This window comes from Pseudoalteromonas sp. TAP-3C (assembly GCF_059888565.1).
The window spans coordinates 3,101,067-3,121,434 of record NZ_CM187618.1; the positions used below are offsets into that span (position 1 = coordinate 3,101,067).

A 20,368-nucleotide genomic window follows, 5' to 3' on the forward strand; every position below is an offset into this window, starting at 1 on the left:
TGGTTACACTACTGACTAAAGCTTTGTCGCTGCTAATTTAGCGGCGATAAAGTCTTCATGGGTGACATACAATAAGTTGGCAACGCGACGAATAACATATTCTTCTTGTGGATCAAGCTCTCCATCTGAGTACGCTAAACGCCAAAGTAATTCTACAATTTCAATACGTTGCTGTGCGCTGCATTGATTATTAATTTGTTTAGAAAACTGAAAATAGTCAATAGCGTCATCTAAACTTGAACTTGCTTGCTGGGCTAACTCATCAACAGCTTCATCGGTTAAGTCAAAATATTTTTTTAATGTCAGGCTTAAGGTATTTTGCTCATTCGCTTGTAGGTCATTATCGGCTCGCATTACCTCGATTAACAATGCGGCTACGGCTGTTTTTAAATCATGTTGTTCAATATCAGACGTTTGCTGGTTAATTGTAGAAAAAAGCTGTTTAATTTGCTTGAACATCACATTTCCCCTTTTTGGGTGTTAGACTTGTATCATAACGGGTTTAGTAGGTAGGCTGATCACACTACCCAAAATTAAGATGGAGTTAAAGGTTTATGAGTAGAAAAGCCAATCGTTATTTATATGGAATTATTAGCGGGGTGATTTTAACAGCGTGCATGAGTGTATCAGCTGAACAAAGTGAAATGCAGCGACTTTATGACTTCGATGAAAAAGTACATTACAAGCAAACTCAAATAGACACCAACAACTACCACCTAGAAATACAGTCTGATGACTATTCGCATTTTAAAAATCAAAGTGTGTTTTTGTTGCGCCACGCCAATCGCTTATGTCGCGACCATCCCTTTATGTTAAAAGTGACCGAGGGCATTCAAGAGTACCAACGTTTCCCAACCAAACCTCGCGCTTATCAGCCACCGCTTAGTGTGTTTGTTCAATGTGAAATGCCCGCAGAAAAAACCTCAAAAAAATAACACCTCGGTATTTATCAGTAATACCACTGAATATTAAAACAGCCAATGGTTTACTGATAAAAAGCTAGTTAACGCCATATCCCCATGGCGCAGCAGGTGGTGTAATTGGTTTGCTTAAATCAAAATCAACGCGGAATTCGCGTCCTTGGCGAATTAAGCGGTAAGTAAACGTTTCAGGGTAAATATACATTTGCCATGTATTGCCTACCGATTGCGGTATACCTTGGCTGACAAATAACTCTTTTGAATACTGATCTGCTGGGAATGACTGCATATTCGCAAAACCCGCATCAACTGTGTGGCCACCGTACATAGTTGATACATCGTCAGTACCATCTTGATGGCGGTGATCATGCTTTAAGCTCAAACCACTGCCGGTTTTAGTAATGATCCACGTGCGCGAAGCGTCATCACCGACATGAAACGGCACCTGCAATTCGCTCTCAGTGCATTTGCGAACATGCATGACTAATTTTTTACCCGCAAACGAGCTTGGTCCAATGGCATTATCAACCGTTACTTTACCCTCAAAAGCTTTACCGCAGTGAGCAGCAATACTATCGAAAAAGCCGTCATGACTTGGAATAGATACTAAAGGAGCTGGGCGAGCTAATGCAGCGGTTGATGCAAGTATTAGCGCTGCAACTGTTAATAATTTCATAGCATGTTCCAAAAAATATAAAAGAGCAGCTTAGCGTTTTTATAAAAGCAAAGGAAGTAGTATTGGTGAGTCTGGTTTCTATTTGAAGCTGATGGGAAAAATAATTTATTTAATAACGAGAAAAGCCACCCAAAGGGTGGCTTTTCCGATTACTTTTTTCGCATGAGACCTCAAAATAAATTCTGAGGCTACTCCGCCTTAATGCATATAATACTAACGATGGTATAATGCATTGTCAACAATTTATAGGTTTAAATCGTAGTGAAATACATAACGGAAGAAAGACTGTCGATATACTCTAAGCATCTCAAATTAAAAAAAGAAGATGAATTAGCTGCATATCATTGGAATAAAGCACTTGCGGGAGCCCTTCTACCGGCAATTCAATGTCTCGAAGTTACATTACGAAACGCCATTGTTGGTGCAATTGAAGCTTTCCCACCACCAGCAGCTAAAGGTGTATATAGCACCGGACCTGATTGGATATTCTCTTTTACAAAATATATGGGTAAAAGAAAAATCAAGTCATATGATAGGTATACAAAAAAAGCCAGAGGCTCTCAACAAGTTGATAAGACTGGGTATGTATTAGGACCTGATGGCGAACGGTTGATCACTAATTATCTCTGGGAAGAGAAGAAAGTAATTGACGCATCTAAGCGGCTAAAAAAAGAAGGTAAAACAGTTACTCCCGGAAGAGTTATTTCTAGCTTAGAGTTTGGTTTTTGGACAAACTTCTTATCTAAAGAGTATGAGGACAAAAATTCACAAATGCTTTTATGGCCAAACCTACTAAATGTAGTCTTTCCAAACGCTACTAATAATGTATCTAGAGAACATATTGAAAACGAATTTAAAAGTATTAGAGAGCTGCGAAACCGATTGACTCACCATGAAGCTATCTGGAAGTTTTTCTATAAAGATCCATTATCTGGGAAACCTGATTATAATCAACCTATATTTGGTGCTAAAGCTAGTTGCTCACTTTTACTTAAACATTACGAGGATATATTGAAGTTAATTGGCTGGATGAGCTCAGAGAGATTAAGCGATTTTATCCAAAACCAAAGTGATGCAAGATTCAGATCTCTATGTAGCATCAATGGATTAAATAGCTTCGTCGCACCAGATAAAATTTCAAACAACTTACCAATTAACAAAGGTGGTTGGGGACTTAAAAAAGCTATTTACAATATAAATAACAATGAATTAATAAGAGTTACTCACTCAGGAAATACAGTGCTAGTGCTAGGAAAAGACTTTAACCGAAGCTTTTAAAAAATGATGCTACATATCTGGTTAATTTATTCAAGTTAAGACTAATAATGAAACGCGGCCTGATCCGCGTTTCATTGTAGTAATAACTTTTAAACCACTACTGCCAAGGTCTATCTGCGGCTAATTGCTTTTCAAAGGCATCGATTTGTGGGTTGAGGGTTTCGGTCACGCCGATAAAATCTAAGCCGCTTAATAAACGCTCTTTTACGTCTTTGCGAATATCAAAATTGATTGGGGCAAACTTGTTACTGGTAAGCGTTTGATTTTCAAGATCGATGTCGATATGAATATCGTCGTGTTGCTCGCTCAGTACAAATAACTCTTCCAATGTTTGTGCGGGTAATGCAATGGCTAGCATTTGGTTATTGCCACAGTTATTGAAAAAAATATCGGCAAAGCTTTCCGCCAAAATCACTTCAAAACCATATTGCTTTAATGCCCATGGCGCGTGCTCGCGTGATGAACCACAGCCAAAATTATCGCGAGTTAGTAATATTTGCGCGCCTTGGTAGCATGGGCGGTTTAAAATAAACTCAGGGTTTGGCTCGCCGTTATCTAAATAGCGCCAATCATAAAATAACGCGGCATCAAAGCCGTCTCGGCTGGTTGAGGTTAAAAACTGCTTTGGAATAATTTGGTCGGTATCGACGTTGTTTTTATCAAGTGGGGCCATTAAGCCACTAAAATAGATGCTCATTAGGCTTCTCCTCTAATATCAACAAAGTGACCATGAATGGCTGCTGCTGCCGCCATTGCGGGGCTTACTAAGTGTGTGCGCCCGCCTCGGCCTTGGCGACCTTCAAAATTACGGTTGGAAGTAGATGCGCAGCGTTTACCTGCGCCTAAGCGGTCATCGTTCATTGCTAAACACATTGAGCAACCCGGTTCACGCCACTCAAAGCCAGCCGCTTTAAAAATATCGGCTAAGCCTTCATCTTCAGCTTGTTTTTTAACCAAGCCGGAGCCAGGCACGATTAACGCTTCAACACCGGCGGCCACTTTTTTACCTTCAACAATCTGTGCGGCGGCGCGTAAATCTTCAATACGGCTATTGGTGCATGAACCAATAAATACCGTATCTACGGTAGCCGATGATAACTTATCACCCGCTGTTAAACCCATATATTTAAGCGCGCTGCGAATAGCATCAGCTTTAATTAAATCAGGTTCTTGGTCTGGATCTGGAATACATTCATCAACACCAATCACTTGCTCAGGATTAGTACCCCAGGTAATTTGCGGCTGAATGCTACTGGCTTCTAGTTCAACAACTAGATCAAACTGTGCGCCTGCATCTGTTTTTAGCGTTTCCCAGTAGGCAACAGCATCAGCAAAATCAGCGCCTTTTGGTGCAAATGGGCGACCTTTTAAGTAATCATAGGTAATTTGATCCGGTGCGATTAAACCTGCTTTTGCGCCCATTTCGATACTCATGTTACATAATGTCATACGGGCTTCCATTGACAGTGCTGCAATGCCTTCACCACAAAATTCAGCGACATAACCCGTACCACCGGCGGTACCTAGCTTGCCAATCACCGCCATGATCAAGTCTTTTGCGGTAACAGTTGGTCGCAGTACGCCATTAATTTGAATTTTTAGCGATTTAGCTTTTTTCTGCTGTAGGGTTTGCGTTGCTAATACGTGCTCAACCTCAGAAGTACCAATACCGTGTGCCAATGCACCAAATGCACCGTGGGTTGAGGTATGGCTATCGCCACACACAATGGTAGTGCCAGGTAAAGTAATCCCTTGCTCAGGGCCAATAACATGCACAATACCTTGATTTACTGAGTTTAAGTCATAGAGCAAAATGCCAAATTCTTTACAGTTTGCATCAAGCGCCATCAATTGGTTTTTTGATACTTCACTGGCAGCATCTAATGAACGGCTTTTAGTCGATACATTATGATCCATGGTGGCAATGGTTTTTTCAGGGCAGCGTACTTTACGGTTTTTTTCTCGCAGGCCAGCAAAAGCTTGCGGCGATGTCACTTCGTGTACTAAATGACGGTCAATATAAAGTAAGTCGGTTTGCTCATTAATACTGGCAACGACATGTGCTTGCCAAATTTTATCGTATAACGTTTGGGCCACTTGCTGATCCCCTAATTTGTTTGACTCGCCACGTGACGGTGCAGCGAGTGAATAATTGTTTAAATAAGTGCTGCTTTATATTCTAGCGACAATCGCTGCGGCAACATCTTGCGTGCTATAACCCGCAGTTGGGTAGATATCCGGTGTACCAACACCTGCTTCGACCGCTTCGGCAACTGCTTTTTCAATGCTGCGCGCCGCTTCATCTTGGCCAAGTGAATAGCGCAGCATTAACGCGGCACTTAAAATTTGCGCAATTGGGTTAGCAATTCCTTTCCCGGCGATATCTGGCGCAGAGCCACCCGCAGGTTCGTACAAACCAAATCCTGATTGGTTTAAGCTTGCGGAAGGTAGTAAACCCATGGAGCCCGTGATCATTGCGCATTCGTCAGATAAAATATCACCAAATAGGTTATCACACAGTAGTACGTCAAACTGGCTTGGCTGTTTCACTAGCTGCATTGCTGCGTTATCAACGTAAATATAATCTAGGCTCACTTCTGGGTAGTCTTTGCTTACTTCGGTTACCACTTCGCGCCATAATACGCTTGATGCTAGTACGTTGGCTTTATCTACCGAGGTAACATGGTTATTACGTAATTTTGCTGCTTCAAAGGCAAAACGTGCGATACGTTCGATTTCTTTGCGAGAATACGTTTGTGTATCGAAAGCAAATTCATCCGCCCCTTCGCCACTGCGGCCTTTTTCACCAAAATAAATACCGCCTGTTAGCTCGCGCACGCATAAAATATCAAAACCTTGTGCGCTAATATCTGCGCGCAGTGGCGATGCAGCGCTAAGCGCTGGCAATAATTGTGCTGGGCGTAAATTACAAAATAGGCCAAAGTGCTTACGCAAAGGTAATAATGAGGCACGCTCTGGTTGCTCGTTTGGCGGTAAGTTTTCCCACTTTGGACCACCCACAGAACCAAATAAAATTGCATCGGCATTTTCACAGGCAGCCAATGTGCTATCAGGCAATGCTTTACCAAATTGATCGATCGCAGCACCACCAATAGCATGTGGGTAACGAGTCAATGTAAAACCAAATTTACTGCTTACAGCATCCAATACTTGCTCTGCTGCTGCCATTACTTCTGGGCCGATACCGTCGCCTGCTAATACGGCAACGCTGTAATGTGATTGACTCATCCTGCTTTCCTTTGTTGTTTTAAATCAGACACTTTTTGTGCGCGATAAATTAAGTTATAAACGCGGATCATGGCACGTACTGACGCTTCTACTACATCGGCGGCAATACCTGCACCGTGATATGGGCGGCCATCGTATTTAGCGATTATATTTACTTCACCTAGTGAGCTGGCACCTTCCCCGGTGGCTTCTAGATTAAATTCAATCATTTCAACAGCCATACCGGTTAAACGTTCAATCGCTAAGAATGATGCCTCTACAGGGCCATTCCCTGTGGCTGCTTCTTGTTTAGACTCACCATTAATCGTCATACCAATAGTAGAGCTTGCCACTGATTGCGAATTAGACGTTGAGTTGACAAACTCTAATTGGTATTTGTCGTCTTTATCACTGATTTGGTTAAAGTAGATCATCGCTTCTAGATCGTAGTCGTACACTGTACCTTTTTGATCAGCAAGGGTTAAAAAGCTTTCATATAGGCTATCCATATCGTAATCAGATTTCTGATAGCCTAATTCTTCAAGGCGGTGCTCAATAACATGACGCCCCGAACGTGAAGTCATATTCAATTGATTACTAGGTACACCCACACTTTCAGGTGACATAATTTCATAGGTATTTTGCGCTTTTAATACACCGTCTTGGTGAATACCTGAACTATGGGCAAACGCATTCTCGCCAACAATCGCTTTGTTAGGCTGTACTGGCATATTACAAATTTTCGCCACTTGCCGTGAGGCGCGATAGATGTCTTCACTGCGAATATCGGTATATACTTTTAAGTGGTCTTGGCGCATCTTCATGATCATCGCCACTTCTTCAAGTGAACAGTTACCCGCACGCTCACCAATCCCATTAATAGTACATTCTATTTGCCGTGCACCGGCTTGCACCGCTGCAACAGAGTTGGCAACCGCTAGCCCTAAGTCATTGTGGCAATGCACACTTAACCGCGCTTTATCAATATTGGGCACGTTATTCATTAAGTGGCGGATCATCGCTGCATATTCATCTGGCGTTACAAAACCAACTGTATCGGGTAAGTTAATGGTTGATGCACCGGCGTTAATTGCTTGCTCAACAATTTTACATAAATCCCAATGCGGTGTGCGGCCAGCGTCTTCACATGAAAATTCCACATCATCAGTATAATTAAGGGCAAGCTTAATTGATTTAACCGCCATGGCGGTTGCATCATCTAAACTCATACGTAACTTGTGTTCAAGATGCAGCGGACTGGTAGCAATAAAAGTATGAATACGACTTTGCTGGGCTGTGCGAAGTGCTTCGCCACAGGCTTCAATATCTTTGGCAACCGAGCGAGCCAAACCGCAAATAATAGGACCTTTCACTTCTCTCGCAATGCGTTGTACTGAGCGAAAATCCGCAGGGCTCGAAACCGGAAAACCCACTTCCATTACATCCACATTTAGGCGGCTAATAGTATGCGCTAGTTGAATTTTATCGTCTTCCGTAAGGCTTGCCTTAAGTGCCTGTTCGCCATCACGTAAGGTGGTATCAAAAATCCATACTTTATCTTGCTGTTGCATAACTGCCCCTTATTTCTGTATTAACCAAATTTCGATCCCCCCTTGCAGCGAGATAAAAAAAACCCCGCAGTTGCGGGGCTTTTAATGTTTAACTCAATGCAAACACACTAATCCCCGCTCACTTGCCATAGTAGTAAGAGGTTTAGGTTTAATGTAATCGAGCGACTAGTTTGCATCTGCTTTCTTGTGTGTGTATTCAATGGAAACTATTTCTATCATCGCAACTCACTAGACGCAAGCATAAAAACACCAAAAAAGTAATACCTAGGAATATTTAATGAAATTTAAATTCAAAAAACAAACATTTAATGAATATAAAAACCCATTTAAACTTGGAGCATGTTTAAATTAATAAGCACTGTAAAATACAGCGCTTATTTTAACTTTTTTTCATTTTATCGTTTATTTTTCAGCACGAACGTAAATTAAAGCACCTCGGGTAATATAGCGTAACTGCCAAATTACGCGCTCAGTTAGCTCGTCGCGTTGTTGGCCTTCAATATCGAGTGCTTCGGCGCCAGCATTAAAAACTAAAGTCACCATAGCTTCTGCTTGAATGTACGCATGAATAGCATCGCAGGGTGTTTCACTTTCTAAATAATGTGCGAGCTCTAATATAAAGTGCTTTACTTCCCGCGCTACCGCCGCTCTAAATGCCTTTGAAGTACCCGAGCGTTCGCGCAATAAAAGCCTAAACTGATTACTTGAGTTATCAATAAATTCCATAAAAGTTATCACTGAGGTGTTAATAACACTTCCGCCACTGGCTATTCGCCTACGCGCTTGGCGCATAAGCTGACGCAGGGTTAAACCTGCTTCGTCAACCATGGTTAAACCCAGCTCGTTCATATCTTTAAAATGACGATAAAAAGAAGTGGGCGCAATACCTGCTTCGCGTGCTACTTCACGCAAACTTAAATTAGAAAAGCTATGATCAGCACTGAGCTGGTTAAATGCAGCCTCAATAAGTGCTTGTCGTGTTTTTTGTTTCTGCTGTGCTCTAACGCCCGACATCAACAGTTCCCTGTATAAATTTGTAATAAATTTTTAATTAAAAAAATGACCTATAATGTAGTCTAATACTTGACGGCAGCAGATTGAAATATTATTTTAGCTTACAGTTGTACGCTGAGAAATGAAAATGATGAAAAAACCACCAATTATATGGACCAATGTCCTGTTCTTTAGCCTGACATTTTTGGCTGCTATTACACTTGTACCTTGGTATGGGTTTAATTATGGCTTTACAGGCACACAGTGGGTTGCTTTTGTAGCCTGCATGTTTTTTGCGGGCCTGTCTATTACCGCAGGTTATCATCGTCTATGGGCGCATAAAACCTATAATGCCCACCCTGTGGTTGAATTTATTTTTGCCCTGGGTGGCGCATTTGCGCTCCAAAATAGCGCGCTGCACTGGAGTAGCGATCATCGCGTTCATCATGGTCAAGTTGATGACCCAGTTAAAGATCCGTACGCTGCTACCAATGGATTTTGGTATAGCCACATCGGCTGGATGCTTCGCGATTACCAAGGCGACAGCTATAACGATTACAGCAACTGTCGAGACTTACAGCGCAATAAGGTTGTGATGTGGCAACACAAACATTATTTAAAGCTAGCAATAGCAATGAATATTGGCCTACCTTTAGTGCTAGGTTTAATGCTCGGTGATGTATGGGGTATGTTAATATTAGTCGGTTTACTACGCTTGGTGCTGAGTCAACACTTTACCTTTTTTATTAACTCAGTGGCGCACATTTGGGGCTCTCGCCCTTACACAGAAAAAAATACTGCGCGTGACAATGGCTTTTTGGCACTATTTACCTATGGCGAGGGTTATCATAACTTTCATCATATTTTTGCCAGCGATTACCGCAACGGCATTAAATGGTTTCATTATGACCCCACTAAATGGATAATCCGTTCATTAGCGGCCATTGGTTTAGCTAGCAAGTTAAAACGCACACCTGTAGAGCGTATAGAAAAAGCCAAAGCTGAAACACTAATGAGTAAAACACAACATCGCCTTGCAAAATTGCCTTTGGCGCAAGATAAGCTTACGTTGTTACAACAAGAGTACGATTTGCTGCTCAAAAAGTTGCAAAACTATTGTTCATTACAAAAAAAAGTACTGGAAGCTAAAAAAAATAATATGGCAAAGCAGTGTGAAGAGTCAGCATTAATGGCACAATATCACGAGCTTGAGGCCGCCTGGGAAAACCAAAAGCAGGCATGGCTGGCACTTAATGCGAGGTTATTAAAAGCCTCTTTTAATTAAAATAGGAGTGGCTGTGGCCAAACAATCAAAACAGAAAAAAGCACCCGTAAACTACCAATATGATGCAATTATTATTGGCACGGGTCCTGGCGGTGAAGGGACCGCTATGAATCTCTCTAAAAGCAACAAAAAAGTAGCGGTTATTGAACGCCAAGCTTCGGTAGGTGGTGGATGTGTTCACTGGGGAACCATCCCCTCTAAAGCACTTCGTCATTCTGTTAGCCGCTATATTGAATATAAAGCAAACCCTTTATTCAATGTTGGCGAACGCCCTAGTCGGTTAACTTTTCCCGATATTTTACGCCATGCCAGTTCGGTAATTTCAAAACAATCCAATCTACGAAGTAGTTTTTATGAGCGAAATCGTATTCATATGTTTCAAGGTGATGCCAGCTTTGTAGATAAGCACACGATTGAAATCAAACGTAAAGATGGCTCAACTGAGCGACTAACTGCACAAACAATTGTGATTGCAACAGGCTCTCGTCCGTACCGTCCACCAGGTGTTGACTTTACCCATACACGTATTTACGACAGTGATACTATTTTAGGCCTTGAGCATGACCCTCAACGCGTACTTATTTATGGTGCAGGTGTTATTGGCTGTGAATACGCTTCTATTTTTAAAGGGCTAGGTGCAAAAGTTGACCTGATCAACAATCGCGATCGCTTATTAGCCTTTATGGACGCTGAGATTTCTGATGCGCTTAGCTACCACTTTTGGAATAGTGGTATTGTTATTCGTCACAACGAAGAGTTTGATCGGATTGAAACCCGTGATGATGGCATCATCATGCACTTACAATCAGGCAAACGCGTAAAAGCTGACTGTATTTTATTTGCCAATGGTCGCACAGGTAATACCGATACTCTCAACCTCGAAGCTGTCGGCTTAAAAGCCAATAATCGTGGACAATTAGCCGTAAATGAAACCTACCAAACTGAGATTGAAAACATTTACGCCGTGGGCGATGTAATTGGTTACCCAAGCCTTGCCAGTGCGGCATTTGATCAAGGACGAATTGCGGCTGATGCTATTGCATGTGGTAACTGTGAAGAAAAACTAATTATTGATATCCCTGCGGGTATTTATACTATCCCAGAAATGAGCTCAGTAGGTAAAACCGAGCAGCAGCTCACTGCAGCTAAAATCCCTTATGAAGTAGGACGTGCTCAATTTAAACATTTAGCCCGCGCACAAATAGCTGGTACTGAAGTGGGAAGCCTTAAGCTGCTTTTTCATGTTGATACCAAAGAGGTGTTAGGCGTACATTGCTTTGGTGAGCGTGCTGCAGAAATCGTCCATATTGGCCAAGCTATAATGGAACAAAAAAATGGCGGCAACACCATAGACTACTTTGTAAATACGACCTTTAACTACCCAACCATGGCAGAAGCCTATCGCGTTGCGGCATTAAATGGGTTAAACCGGTTATTTAAATAAGTTTTCTAGAGAAATACATGATGTATGGAATTCACCCGGTTATTTGGTCAATTGGCTTGCTGATCATTAGCAATATATTTATGACTTTTGCTTGGTATGCGCACCTTAAGGATTTAAATCACAAGCCTTGGATTATTGCAGCGTTAATTAGTTGGGCAATTGCACTGTTAGAATACCTATTTCAAGTACCCGCTAATCGAATTGGCTACACGGTACTTAATTTAGGGCAATTAAAAATAATTCAAGAAGTGATCACCTTAAGTGTGTTTGTACCTTTTGCTATTTTTTATATGAATGAGCCTTTTAGAATGGACTTTGTATGGGCTGGATTGTGTTTGATGGCCGCAGTATTTTTTATCTTTCGGCCACAGATAATTGCTTATTTATACTGAAAAAAATCTAAAAGACTGAATACAAAAGCCCGTTTAGTGATAAGCGGGCTTTTTAGTGTTTAAAATCTGAGAGATCCCCACGAATTTAGCCTAAATTATCAATTTGTATAGTCAGAAGTGACAACTGGCTATACACATAAATAATGAACTGCCCATCAGGCTCATACCTAGGATCATCAACCACTTCTTTGCCAAGATAAATATAGGACAATACTCGTCGTTTTTTCTCTGTATTCGCTTGTAATGCCGCATCCCCTTGTTGTGCCGACACGGTGTACCCTATGCACCATAAGACAAACAACATTAACGCCGCTATGAGCAATAAATTATCAAACCTTTCTGCGCTTCTTGAATTTGCAAAGGCTAAACTAATGCCAAGTTTTGCATTCTTAGTGTCTCTGAAACTTTCTTCTATTTGCATACGTTGTTTATATAAAGTCACAATCCGTTGAGGCTTATCTGTAAATTGTGTAGGTAAATTAAACACAAGTAGCCAAGGCTCTTTGGCCTTTTGTTGTTGGTATTTAACCGTTGTACATTGAGATTGCCCACCCCGTTTTTTGATTTTTTTACGTCCCTTGTTTTTCCCTCTAAACAAAACACCTTGGCACGCGAAACGAACTGTTTTTCCGTAGTAAATCTGTGTCAGAAGGTGTGGTTTATCTGTTGCTTGCTCAAACCATGATTTACAATTTCGCCATGTCTCAAGGTCGCTAGATAAGGTCACATTGCCTCTGACGCGCCCAAGCCAATACCAGCCTTTATCTTCTATGGCTTTAAACCATGGCGTTCTAAAAATAGCATCAGATAAAATAATAGGCTGACAATCTGCAGGTAAACACTGTGCCAAGCTATCGAGTAAGTGTTGATGAGCCGCTTCGGTATTTAATTCGCTTTCAGGATACACTTTTTCATAGAGCGTTAACGCTCTTCCCCCCATTGGTATGCTTGCCCTGAGCACTTGAAATATTTCGCCGCCATTAATAGGTGACCAGTCAACGATAATAAGTGGGTGTTGTTGCTGGCCTACTAAGCATTCGGTCATATGTTCATAGAAACAAAGACGTTCTTGATGCAGGTTAGCATTACCAATCAAACGGTCTGCGCGTTTAATATCATGTTTTTTATCGGTATTAGAAAATGATTTTAATCCGCGGCCTAGGTAAGTGACAGTAACGCGCTGGTCACGCAAGCCTGAGTTAACAAACGTAAAGACTGTATTTAAACGTGTTTTATGAATTTCAGGGTAGGCAATGGCAATATCTTTGTGTAATATTTCGGTGGCTTTCATGATTATGAGTGAGTTTTTTTATAGTGAAAAAATTTGATCACAAATAATCATGAGAGTCTACCATTAATTTTTATTTTGTGGGGATTCGTCAGGTTTAAAATAACGACACGTTAATCGTAAATTACTTATTCATGATACTGCGCACTAAACTCATGCACGGCATTGATAAATACACCGGCATTTTCAGGGTCAACATCAGGTGTAATACCGTGGCCTAAATTAAACACATGCCCTTCACCGGGTCCAAAATCTTCAAGAATTGTTGCGACTTCTTGGCGAATACGATCGGGTGTACCATGTAGCATTGATGGGTCCATATTACCTTGCAGTGCCACTTTATCGCCAACACGACGTTTAGCATCACCAATATTAATAGTCCAATCAAGGCCTACTGCATCACAGCCTGTTGCAGCAATGGCTTCTATCCATTGGCCGCCATTTTTGGTAAACAGCGTTACAGGCACTTTACGGCCATCATTTTCACGAATTAAACCATCGACAATTTTATGCATGTATTGCAGTGAAAACTCATTGTAGTCACGCGGGCTCAATACGCCGCCCCAAGAATCAAATATCATTAACGATTGTGCACCCGCTTTTACTTGCGCGTTTAAGTAATCAATCACTGAATCAGCTAGTTTATCGAGTAATAAATGCAGCATTTGTGGCTCGGCAAACGCCATTTTTTTGATTTTACCAAATACCTTGCTGCTACCGCCTTCAACCATGTAAGTGGCTAATGTCCAAGGAGAGCCCGAAAACCCAATTAACGGTACTTCACCTTTAAGCTCACGACGAATTGTGCTGACTGCGTTCATTACGTAGCCAAGCTCATCGGTTGGATCCAGCTTAGGGATTTTTTTAACGTCTGCTAGCGATGAAATTGGACGCTCAAACTTAGGGCCTTCACCGGTTTCAAAGTACAAGCCTAATCCCATTGCATCTGGAATAGTTAAAATATCACTAAATAAGATAGCGGCATCTAATGGGTAACGACGCAGTGGCTGAAGTGTCACTTCGCACGCTAACTCAGCATTTCTACACAGGCTCATAAAATCGCCCGCTTGTGCACGTGTAGCTCGGTATTCAGGTAAATAACGTCCCGCTTGACGCATCATCCATACGGGCGTGACATCAACAGGTTGCTTGGCAAGGGCACGTAAATAACGGTCGTTTTTTAATTCGCTCATAGCGTATAGAATCCTAGGGCTTTTAGAAATTATGCAAGATTGTACCACCATATTCTTCCCCCCTCTATCGCAAAGCGATTAAATCATCATAGACGAGGGCTAGATCAAGTCGTTTTTAGCTTTTAGCCACTTTTGCACATAAAACGACCAAACAAACGTTAATAACAAAAATTTTTTGTTAAACTATTTGCAACATATAAAAAACCTTGGTACTGTTTGTCCCGCGTTAACATAACAATAACAACAATAGTTAATATAAAAAATAATAAAAATCTCTAATAAAAATAAGAATGCTTGTATAAACAAGTCTAATAAAGAAATTAAACCACCGTAAAAGGTGGTTTTTTCTTGCCTTTAATAAATATTACCACTTGTCACCCTCAATAAACCCACCTCTGCTATTACATCTATTTTACTTGTTGATATATACAGCAATTAAATATATCTTGGATAATATAAGTTTTATTTTAAATTAAAAATCCAACCCAGCTTAGGAGAAGAATTATGCTGAAGCGTGTAGAAAAAGCTCAACAAAAGTGGGGAGGTAGCCATACGGTCATTGACAATTGGTTAAACGAACGCCAACAACTTATTGTGCTTTACTGTAAAATTGCAGGCTTTTCACCTTATGAAAAAAAGAATCAGTCTTTGCCTGAGCCATCACAAATTCAAGCATTTTGCCAAATTTTAATGGATTACTTATCGGCTGGACATTTTGAAGTTTACGACGATATTGCTAAAGCTTGCGAAAACAAAGGCCTAGAAAGTCAGCAGCTAGCCAACAAAATATATCCGCGTATTACAGATACAACAGATATAGCGCTGGATTTCAACGACAAATACGCAGAAGTCGATGCAGAAGATTTATTAGCAGGGTTTGATAACGACCTATCCGTTATTGGTGAAGCATTAGAAGCCCGCTTTGAACTAGAAGATGAGCTAATTGATAACTTGTATTCTAATCACACCGACTGATCAGTGATTAAATAACCAATAAAAAGGGACCCGTGGTCCCTTTTGTGTTTTATAAAACAATAATGCTTATTCTGCGGCGGCAGTGTCGGCATCATTTTGAATTTCTAATAATTCAACTTCAAAAATTAATGTTGAATTAGCAGGAATTTTACCTAAATCGCGGTCACCGTAAGCAAGATCTGAAGGAATAGTAAACTTGTACTTAGACCCTACAGACATAAGCTGTAAGCCTTCAGTCCAACCAGGAATAACACGGTTTAGTGGGAACGTTGTTGGCTCGTTGCGTGAGTAAGAACTATCAAATTCAGTACCGTCTAAAAGCGTGCCTTTATAATGTACTTTAACCACGTCAGTTGCTACTGGCTTTTCGCCGTCGCCTTCACTCATTACTTCGTACTGTAAACCAGACTCAGTAACCATCACACCTTCTTTATTAGCATTATCAGCTAGGTACTTTTCACCCGCTGCTTTGCTTTTCTCAGACTCTACTTTGGCTTTTTCTTCTTGTTTAGTACGCACTGATTCATCTAATGCAGTTAATACTTCACGAATTTTTTCTTCGTCAATTTTTGCATTACCCGCAAGTGCATCTTCAAAGCCACGCATTAATAGCGCTTGGTCTAATTCAATACCAATTTCTTTTTTATCTGTTAGGTCTTTATTTAAAAAGTTACCTACAGACGCACCAATACCGTATGCTTGTTGCTGCGCTACAGTGTCTAGCTTAACTTCAGCTTGCTCTTTTTTTGCTTCTTGATTACATGCTGTAAGCGCTAAAACTGACGCTGCAATCAATGACAATTTAATCGTCTTTCTCATTTTTTAATCTCCGACACACTTTGCAGTTGTCATTTATTGTAATATTACTAGTTAAAGATTAACGGCCTACATGGTAGGCTGCTTGTTTAATGGCTAAACTAAAAACATATCCAGTGATTAGACAAACAACCTAGGCGTTTAACGTGACCTAGTCTAACCTCTCAGTCACTAAGAGTTAAGAGGAAATACCTGTAAAATGTCGTTATTTCGTACTTTTTTAATTGCCACCTGCTGTTTATTAACAATTGCATGTAGCGATGAAAAACAACAAGCCGTAGCTAGTTTTGAGCACACAAAACAAGGCGCCTTTTCATCTGCGTTATCACATGATGGACAATACAGTTTAGTGTCTTCTATCAATCATGGGGTCGCACTATGGGATAATCAACAGCACGCCCTTAAATACCAATGGTTTCAACAACAATCACAAGACAGCTTAGTTTACGCAGTAGCCATTGCTTTTGATAACAGCGTAGCGGTCACCGCTGAAAAAACGACCTTTGCCGTATGGGATATTGCCACCGGCAAAAATAACGGCTTTTATAAAATACAAAAAGCCAGCATTCGCGATATTGCCATTAGCAATCAAGGCAACAGTGTTGTGTATGGCCGCAGCGATGGCGTTGTGGTATTTATAAACCTTAACACAGGCAGACGCATTGAATTTTTAGGCCACCAAGACAAAGTAAATACCGTTGATTTATCACCTAACGGACGCTACGCACTAAGCGGTTCAAACGATTACGTGGCCTATTTATGGGATACCCAAAGTGGACAGGTGCTGCAACGTTTTAATCATCCAACTCGAGTAACGAAAGTCGCTTTAGATCCTCAAGGGCGTTATGCTTTTACCGCCGACAGTATGGCACAAGCAAATGTATGGAAGCTGACTACAGGTGATCTTGTGAGTAAACTGGCGTATATTGCGCGTCAGAAAATTTTTACCGCAGTGCGCTTTAACGACCAAGGCACTTTATTAGCCACCGGTTCACCCAATAAGCGAGTGGATTTATGGCAATTAAACAGTGGTGAAAAAATTCAAACATGGCAGGTGACTCCACGAGAAGGCAGCAAGCCAAAATCAGCAGTCGTGCTTGATGTAACATTCACGGATAACGGTAAATCATTGTTAACTGAAAGCTCAAGCGGAATCGCTGAGCGCTTTATTATACGAGAACCACATGAACACAATTGAACATCGGTTAATGGAGCTTGAGGCCAAAGTGGCTTTTCAAGACGAAACCATTGAAATTTTAAATGATGAAATAAAAGTTCACCAGCAACAATTGGCAAAAATAAAGCGCCAAACTGAGTTACTGGCTGAAAAACTTAAAGAGTCGCAAGCATCGCAACCTATGATGTCGGATATGCCGGAGCCACCGCCACCGCATTACTAAACTGTTTAGGTTTAGTCGCCCGGATTAAACACGCCAATGATTTGTTCAAATTGGCGTGTAGATGCCTGCACAGCCTGCTCTGGTTGAGCCATTTTATGGCCACACTGCATACATTCAACTTTTTCTACGTCGTGCTCTTTGTAAAGCATTAACATATCCATGGCTTTACACTCAGGACACGTTGCACCTGCTATAAATCGTTTTTTATGTTTCACTTCGCTGTTCCTACCGTTTTTACTAACACTATTTTATCGCACTCTTGTCTTTGTAGATACGATTGATATCGCTAATACGATCCGTGTTATAATAGCCGTAATTCAATTAAGGCACAGTGTAAAGTAACGTATTTATGATTCAAATCTCAGAAATAGAACTACTTCGTGGTGGCAAAGCATTATTAAAAAATGCATCTGCTACATTATTTCCAGAGCATAAAGTAGGGCTTGTAGGCGCCAATGGCTGTGGTAAATCAACGCTATTTAGTTTATTAAAATCTGAGCTGCAACTTGATGGTGGCAATTGCAGTATTCCTAAAGACTGGTCACTGGCCTCAGTAAAACAAGAAACCCCCGCCCTTGAAATAAGCGCCATAGATTACGTACTGCAAGGTCACCCTGAATACTATGCACTGCGTATTGCACTGCGTGAAGCAGAGCAAACCAACGATGGCGACACCCAAGCAAAAGTGCATATCCAGCTTGAAAATATTAAAGGCTACAGCATTGAAGCCAAAGCCGGTGAGCTATTACATGGCTTAGGTTTTGCCAATAACCAAATAGAAAATCCAGTAAGTGCGTTTTCAGGGGGGTGGCGCATGCGCTTAAACTTAGCCCAAGCGCTTATTCGCGATGCTGACTTGCTGTTATTGGATGAGCCAACAAACCACCTTGATTTAGACGCCGTGTACTGGCTAGAGCGCTTTTTACGTGCCTACACCGGCACACTGGTACTTATTTCTCATGACCGTGAGTTTTTAGATGCCGTGGTTGATCAAATTTGGCATATTGATAAGCAGCTGATCAATGTGTACAAGGGTAATTACTCGCAGTTTGAGCGCCAAAAAGCCGAACGCCTGTTACAACAGCAAGCTATGTTTGAAAAACAACAAGAGCAAATTGCCCATTTAGAGCAGTTTATTACTCGCTTTAAAGCCAAGGCCAGTAAAGCTAAACAGGCACAAAGCCGTGTTAAAGCGCTTGAACGTATGGAAAAACTCGCCCCCGCTCATGCCGACTCCCCGTTTGATTTTGAATTTTCCGAGCCTACGGCACTACCAAACCCATTGATGACACTCGATAAAGCTAAAGCCGGTTATGGCGATGTGACCATTTTAAACAGCATTAAACTTAACTTAGTGCCAGGTAGCCGTATTGCGCTACTTGGTAGAAATGGCGCCGGTAAATCAACACTCATTAAATTGCTTTCTGGTGATTTACAACCGCAAGCGGGTGAAGTGTTTCAGCATCAGGGATTAAACATTGGTTATTTTGCGCAGCATCAACTGGAGTCACTGGATTTAAAAGCCAGTGCCGTCACTCACTTGCAACGCTTAAATCCTAAAGCCAGCGAACAATCATTGCGTGACTTTTTAGGCGGCTTTGCCTTTGTTGGCGATAAAGCACTCGACCCTGTTGCCCCTTTTTCAGGCGGTGAAAAAGCTCGCTTAGTGCTGGCTATGTTAGTTTATCAAAAGCCTAACTTACTGTTACTGGATGAGCCTACCAACCACCTTGATTTAGAAATGCGCCATGCACTGGTTATGGCCCTGCAAGGCTTTGAAGGCGCCATGGTCACGGTATCGCATGACCGTCACATGCTTAAAAACACCGCCGATGAGTTTTACTTAGTTGATAATGGCGAAGTTACTCAATTTGGCTACGACTTAGATGCGTATTATCAATGGCTACTCAATGCCAATAAAGAAGCGGCTAAAACAAGCGACACCGACGACGAGCCAAAAGCTCACTCTCAAGTTAATCGTAAAGAGCAAAAACGTTTAGAGGCCGAGTTTAGAAAGGCAATTCAACCCCTTAAAAAGCAGATTGAAAAGTTTGAAAAGCAACTTGATAAGCACTCAGCCGAATTAGCTGAGATCGAGGCTGCGCTCGGCGATAACGAGCTTTATAACGATGACAACAAAGCAAAACTCAAAGAGTTACTGGCAAAACAAGCGACATTAACACCGAAAGTAAATGATATCGAAGAGGAGCTACTCATGGCTCTTGAAGAGATGGAACAAAAAGAGCAGGCATTCGCCGATGAACTTGCTCAATAGCAACGACTTTTGGCAGTTTGCCTGCTCTTTGTACGCAAGGCCCGAGCAACAACACTCCTTGCTGGACTTACAAAACCAGCAAGGTAAAAACGTTAATTTGTGTTTATTACTTTATTACTTGGACTCGTTAAATTTAAGCATTAACGCCGAGCAATTAAATACGCTGCAACAAACAGCCAATGAATTTGATACTCAGGTATTAAAGCCACTGCGCAGCGCTCGAGGCTATTTAAAAGCAAATCAGCAAGAGATAGTCGATTACGCAAACATTCGACAAGAATTACTGAGCGCCGAGCTCAAACTCGAAAGACAGCAACAGCAAATACTGATTGATGCGGTTAACGGACTTGAGTTAGTAGCATGTATAGCACCAAATAATAGTGCACTGTATTTATAAGCTATCCGTTACTAGCTGTCAGCGATCAGCAGTCTGAGCCACCCTCATTTACTGTGCATTTTATAAAGATATTCACAAAGAGGTTAAGAGACGCTGAGGTTGACGTAGGTCGTGCTTTAGCGCGTCAATTTCTATAACTAAAGATTATCGCCATAAATGACGACCTACAGGATCAATAATCAGGCTATGTTGATTATGGATTCAGCTAAATAAATTTGTTCTACTTTCATTTACTGC

General features: G+C 41.3%; 21 protein-coding genes. 10 read left to right on the plus strand and 11 right to left on the minus strand.

The annotated features are described in order from the left end of the window. Positions 1 to 15: 15 nt before the first annotated feature. Positions 16 to 459 carry a tellurite resistance TerB family protein gene (locus AC6H44_RS14550; RefSeq protein ID WP_500736355.1) on the minus strand — a complete coding sequence of 148 codons (444 nt, stop codon included), beginning with the start codon at positions 457 to 459 and terminating at the stop codon, positions 16 to 18. 95 nt (positions 460 to 554) lie between these two features. On the opposite strand from AC6H44_RS14550, the gene AC6H44_RS14555 reads away from it, so the two are divergent. Next, entirely contained in the window at positions 555 to 935 is a 381-nt protein-coding gene (locus tag AC6H44_RS14555; protein WP_500736357.1) for a hypothetical protein, read from the plus strand. A gap of 64 nt (positions 936 to 999) precedes the next feature. Here the strand turns inward: AC6H44_RS14555 and AC6H44_RS14560 are convergent, their stop codons facing one another. Beyond that, positions 1,000 to 1,596: a hypothetical protein gene (locus tag AC6H44_RS14560; RefSeq protein WP_500736358.1), complete on the minus strand. Its 597-nt coding sequence runs from the start codon at positions 1,594 to 1,596 to the stop codon at positions 1,000 to 1,002. 261 nt (positions 1,597 to 1,857) lie between these two features. Here AC6H44_RS14560 and AC6H44_RS14565 point away from each other — a divergent pair, with 261 nt between their 5' ends. Continuing rightward, a complete protein-coding gene (locus AC6H44_RS14565; RefSeq protein WP_500736360.1) occupies positions 1,858 to 2,874 on the plus strand; it encodes an Abi family protein in 1,017 nt (338 codons plus the stop codon). Between the two features lie 97 nt (positions 2,875 to 2,971). On the opposite strand, the gene leuD is transcribed toward AC6H44_RS14565, so the two are convergent. The 5 genes from leuD to fabR form a co-directional block, all read right to left on the minus strand. After that, positions 2,972 to 3,571, minus strand: coding sequence for a 3-isopropylmalate dehydratase small subunit (gene leuD, locus AC6H44_RS14570; protein ID WP_500736362.1), 600 nt, complete (start codon positions 3,569 to 3,571; stop codon positions 2,972 to 2,974). Beyond that, positions 3,571 to 4,971 carry a 3-isopropylmalate dehydratase large subunit gene (leuC, locus tag AC6H44_RS14575; RefSeq protein ID WP_500736363.1) on the minus strand — a complete coding sequence of 467 codons (1,401 nt, stop codon included), beginning with the start codon at positions 4,969 to 4,971 and terminating at the stop codon, positions 3,571 to 3,573. Before leuC ends, leuD begins: the two co-directional genes overlap by 1 nt. Positions 4,972 to 5,046: 75 nt before the next feature. Beyond that, a complete protein-coding gene (gene leuB, locus AC6H44_RS14580) occupies positions 5,047 to 6,123 on the minus strand; it encodes a 3-isopropylmalate dehydrogenase (RefSeq protein ID WP_500736365.1) in 1,077 nt (358 codons plus the stop codon). After that, complete coding sequence (leuA, locus tag AC6H44_RS14585) at positions 6,120 to 7,673, minus strand: 2-isopropylmalate synthase (RefSeq protein ID WP_500736367.1); 1,554 nt, start codon at positions 7,671 to 7,673, stop codon at positions 6,120 to 6,122. The genes leuB and leuA overlap by 4 nt, the downstream gene beginning before the upstream one ends. Positions 7,674 to 8,075: 402 nt before the next feature. Continuing rightward, positions 8,076 to 8,687, minus strand: coding sequence for an HTH-type transcriptional repressor FabR (fabR, locus tag AC6H44_RS14590; protein ID WP_500736368.1), 612 nt, complete (start codon positions 8,685 to 8,687; stop codon positions 8,076 to 8,078). A gap of 130 nt (positions 8,688 to 8,817) precedes the next feature. Between fabR and AC6H44_RS14595 the strand changes: the two genes are divergently transcribed. The 3 genes from AC6H44_RS14595 to AC6H44_RS14605 are packed head-to-tail and all read left to right on the plus strand — an operon-like array spanning position 8,818 to position 11,787. After that, positions 8,818 to 9,951: an acyl-CoA desaturase gene (locus AC6H44_RS14595; protein ID WP_500738440.1), complete on the plus strand. Its 1,134-nt coding sequence runs from the start codon at positions 8,818 to 8,820 to the stop codon at positions 9,949 to 9,951. A 13-nt stretch (positions 9,952 to 9,964) separates the two neighbouring features. Continuing rightward, complete coding sequence (gene sthA / locus AC6H44_RS14600) at positions 9,965 to 11,395, plus strand: Si-specific NAD(P)(+) transhydrogenase (RefSeq protein WP_500736370.1); 1,431 nt, start codon at positions 9,965 to 9,967, stop codon at positions 11,393 to 11,395. A gap of 29 nt (positions 11,396 to 11,424) precedes the next feature. Next, positions 11,425 to 11,787, plus strand: coding sequence for a DMT family protein (locus AC6H44_RS14605; RefSeq protein ID WP_500738441.1), 363 nt, complete (start codon positions 11,425 to 11,427; stop codon positions 11,785 to 11,787). 85 nt (positions 11,788 to 11,872) lie between these two features. Here AC6H44_RS14605 and AC6H44_RS14610 read toward each other — a convergent pair whose 3' ends face one another. Both AC6H44_RS14610 and hemE read right to left on the minus strand, forming a co-directional pair. Continuing rightward, positions 11,873 to 13,078, minus strand: a complete 1,206-nt coding sequence (locus tag AC6H44_RS14610) for an IS4 family transposase (protein WP_500735106.1) — start codon at positions 13,076 to 13,078, stop codon at positions 11,873 to 11,875. Between the two features lie 125 nt (positions 13,079 to 13,203). After that, positions 13,204 to 14,268 (minus strand): uroporphyrinogen decarboxylase, encoded by a 1,065-nt coding sequence (gene hemE / locus AC6H44_RS14615; protein ID WP_500736372.1) that lies wholly within the window; start codon positions 14,266 to 14,268, stop codon positions 13,204 to 13,206. A 504-nt stretch (positions 14,269 to 14,772) separates the two neighbouring features. On the opposite strand from hemE, the gene rsd reads away from it, so the two are divergent. Beyond that, entirely contained in the window at positions 14,773 to 15,243 is a 471-nt protein-coding gene (gene rsd, locus AC6H44_RS14620; protein WP_500736374.1) for a sigma D regulator, read from the plus strand. A 66-nt stretch (positions 15,244 to 15,309) separates the two neighbouring features. On the opposite strand, the gene fkpA is transcribed toward rsd, so the two are convergent. Further along, positions 15,310 to 16,062, minus strand: coding sequence for an FKBP-type peptidyl-prolyl cis-trans isomerase (gene fkpA / locus AC6H44_RS14625; protein WP_500736376.1), 753 nt, complete (start codon positions 16,060 to 16,062; stop codon positions 15,310 to 15,312). Positions 16,063 to 16,258: 196 nt separating this feature from the next. Between fkpA and AC6H44_RS14630 the strand changes: the two genes are divergently transcribed. Both AC6H44_RS14630 and AC6H44_RS14635 read left to right on the plus strand, forming a co-directional pair. Further along, complete coding sequence (locus AC6H44_RS14630) at positions 16,259 to 17,257, plus strand: WD40 repeat domain-containing protein (protein ID WP_500736378.1); 999 nt, start codon at positions 16,259 to 16,261, stop codon at positions 17,255 to 17,257. Continuing rightward, entirely contained in the window at positions 17,244 to 17,459 is a 216-nt protein-coding gene (locus AC6H44_RS14635) for a SlyX family protein (RefSeq protein ID WP_500736379.1), read from the plus strand. The genes AC6H44_RS14630 and AC6H44_RS14635 overlap by 14 nt, the downstream gene beginning before the upstream one ends. Positions 17,460 to 17,470: 11 nt before the next feature. Here AC6H44_RS14635 and AC6H44_RS14640 read toward each other — a convergent pair whose 3' ends face one another. Then, positions 17,471 to 17,674, minus strand: coding sequence for a YheV family putative zinc ribbon protein (locus AC6H44_RS14640; protein ID WP_500736381.1), 204 nt, complete (start codon positions 17,672 to 17,674; stop codon positions 17,471 to 17,473). Positions 17,675 to 17,808: 134 nt separating this feature from the next. On the opposite strand from AC6H44_RS14640, the gene AC6H44_RS14645 reads away from it, so the two are divergent. Both AC6H44_RS14645 and AC6H44_RS14650 read left to right on the plus strand, forming a co-directional pair. Then, on the plus strand, positions 17,809 to 19,734 hold the full coding sequence (locus AC6H44_RS14645; RefSeq protein ID WP_500736383.1) for an ATP-binding cassette domain-containing protein: 1,926 nt from the start codon (positions 17,809 to 17,811) through the stop codon (positions 19,732 to 19,734). Beyond that, positions 19,718 to 20,131 carry a TIGR02444 family protein gene (locus tag AC6H44_RS14650; protein WP_500736384.1) on the plus strand — a complete coding sequence of 138 codons (414 nt, stop codon included), beginning with the start codon at positions 19,718 to 19,720 and terminating at the stop codon, positions 20,129 to 20,131. Before AC6H44_RS14645 ends, AC6H44_RS14650 begins: the two co-directional genes overlap by 17 nt. The last annotated feature ends 237 nt before the right edge of the window (positions 20,132 to 20,368 follow it).

Bases quoted from the DNA above. Each gene is read 5' to 3' on its own strand.
- AC6H44_RS14550 (WP_500736355.1), bottom strand. From the start codon at position 459: ATGTTCAAGCAAATTAAACAGCTTTTTTCTACAATTAACCAGCAAACG.
- AC6H44_RS14555 (WP_500736357.1), top strand. From the start codon at position 555: ATGAGTAGAAAAGCCAATCGTTATTTATATGGAATTATTAGCGGGGTG.
- AC6H44_RS14560 (WP_500736358.1), bottom strand. From the start codon at position 1,596: ATGAAATTATTAACAGTTGCAGCGCTAATACTTGCATCAACCGCTGCA.
- leuD (WP_500736362.1), bottom strand. From the start codon at position 3,571: ATGAGCATCTATTTTAGTGGCTTAATGGCCCCACTTGATAAAAACAAC.
- leuB (WP_500736365.1), bottom strand. From the start codon at position 6,123: ATGAGTCAATCACATTACAGCGTTGCCGTATTAGCAGGCGACGGTATC.
- leuA (WP_500736367.1), bottom strand. From the start codon at position 7,673: ATGCAACAGCAAGATAAAGTATGGATTTTTGATACCACCTTACGTGAT.
- fabR (WP_500736368.1), bottom strand. From the start codon at position 8,687: ATGTCGGGCGTTAGAGCACAGCAGAAACAAAAAACACGACAAGCACTT.
- AC6H44_RS14595 (WP_500738440.1), top strand. From the start codon at position 8,818: ATGAAAAAACCACCAATTATATGGACCAATGTCCTGTTCTTTAGCCTG.
- AC6H44_RS14610 (WP_500735106.1), bottom strand. From the start codon at position 13,078: ATGAAAGCCACCGAAATATTACACAAAGATATTGCCATTGCCTACCCT.
- hemE (WP_500736372.1), bottom strand. From the start codon at position 14,268: ATGAGCGAATTAAAAAACGACCGTTATTTACGTGCCCTTGCCAAGCAA.
- rsd (WP_500736374.1), top strand. From the start codon at position 14,773: ATGCTGAAGCGTGTAGAAAAAGCTCAACAAAAGTGGGGAGGTAGCCAT.
- fkpA (WP_500736376.1), bottom strand. From the start codon at position 16,062: ATGAGAAAGACGATTAAATTGTCATTGATTGCAGCGTCAGTTTTAGCG.
- AC6H44_RS14630 (WP_500736378.1), top strand. From the start codon at position 16,259: ATGTCGTTATTTCGTACTTTTTTAATTGCCACCTGCTGTTTATTAACA.
- AC6H44_RS14635 (WP_500736379.1), top strand. From the start codon at position 17,244: ATGAACACAATTGAACATCGGTTAATGGAGCTTGAGGCCAAAGTGGCT.
- AC6H44_RS14645 (WP_500736383.1), top strand. From the start codon at position 17,809: ATGATTCAAATCTCAGAAATAGAACTACTTCGTGGTGGCAAAGCATTA.
- AC6H44_RS14650 (WP_500736384.1), top strand. From the start codon at position 19,718: ATGAACTTGCTCAATAGCAACGACTTTTGGCAGTTTGCCTGCTCTTTG.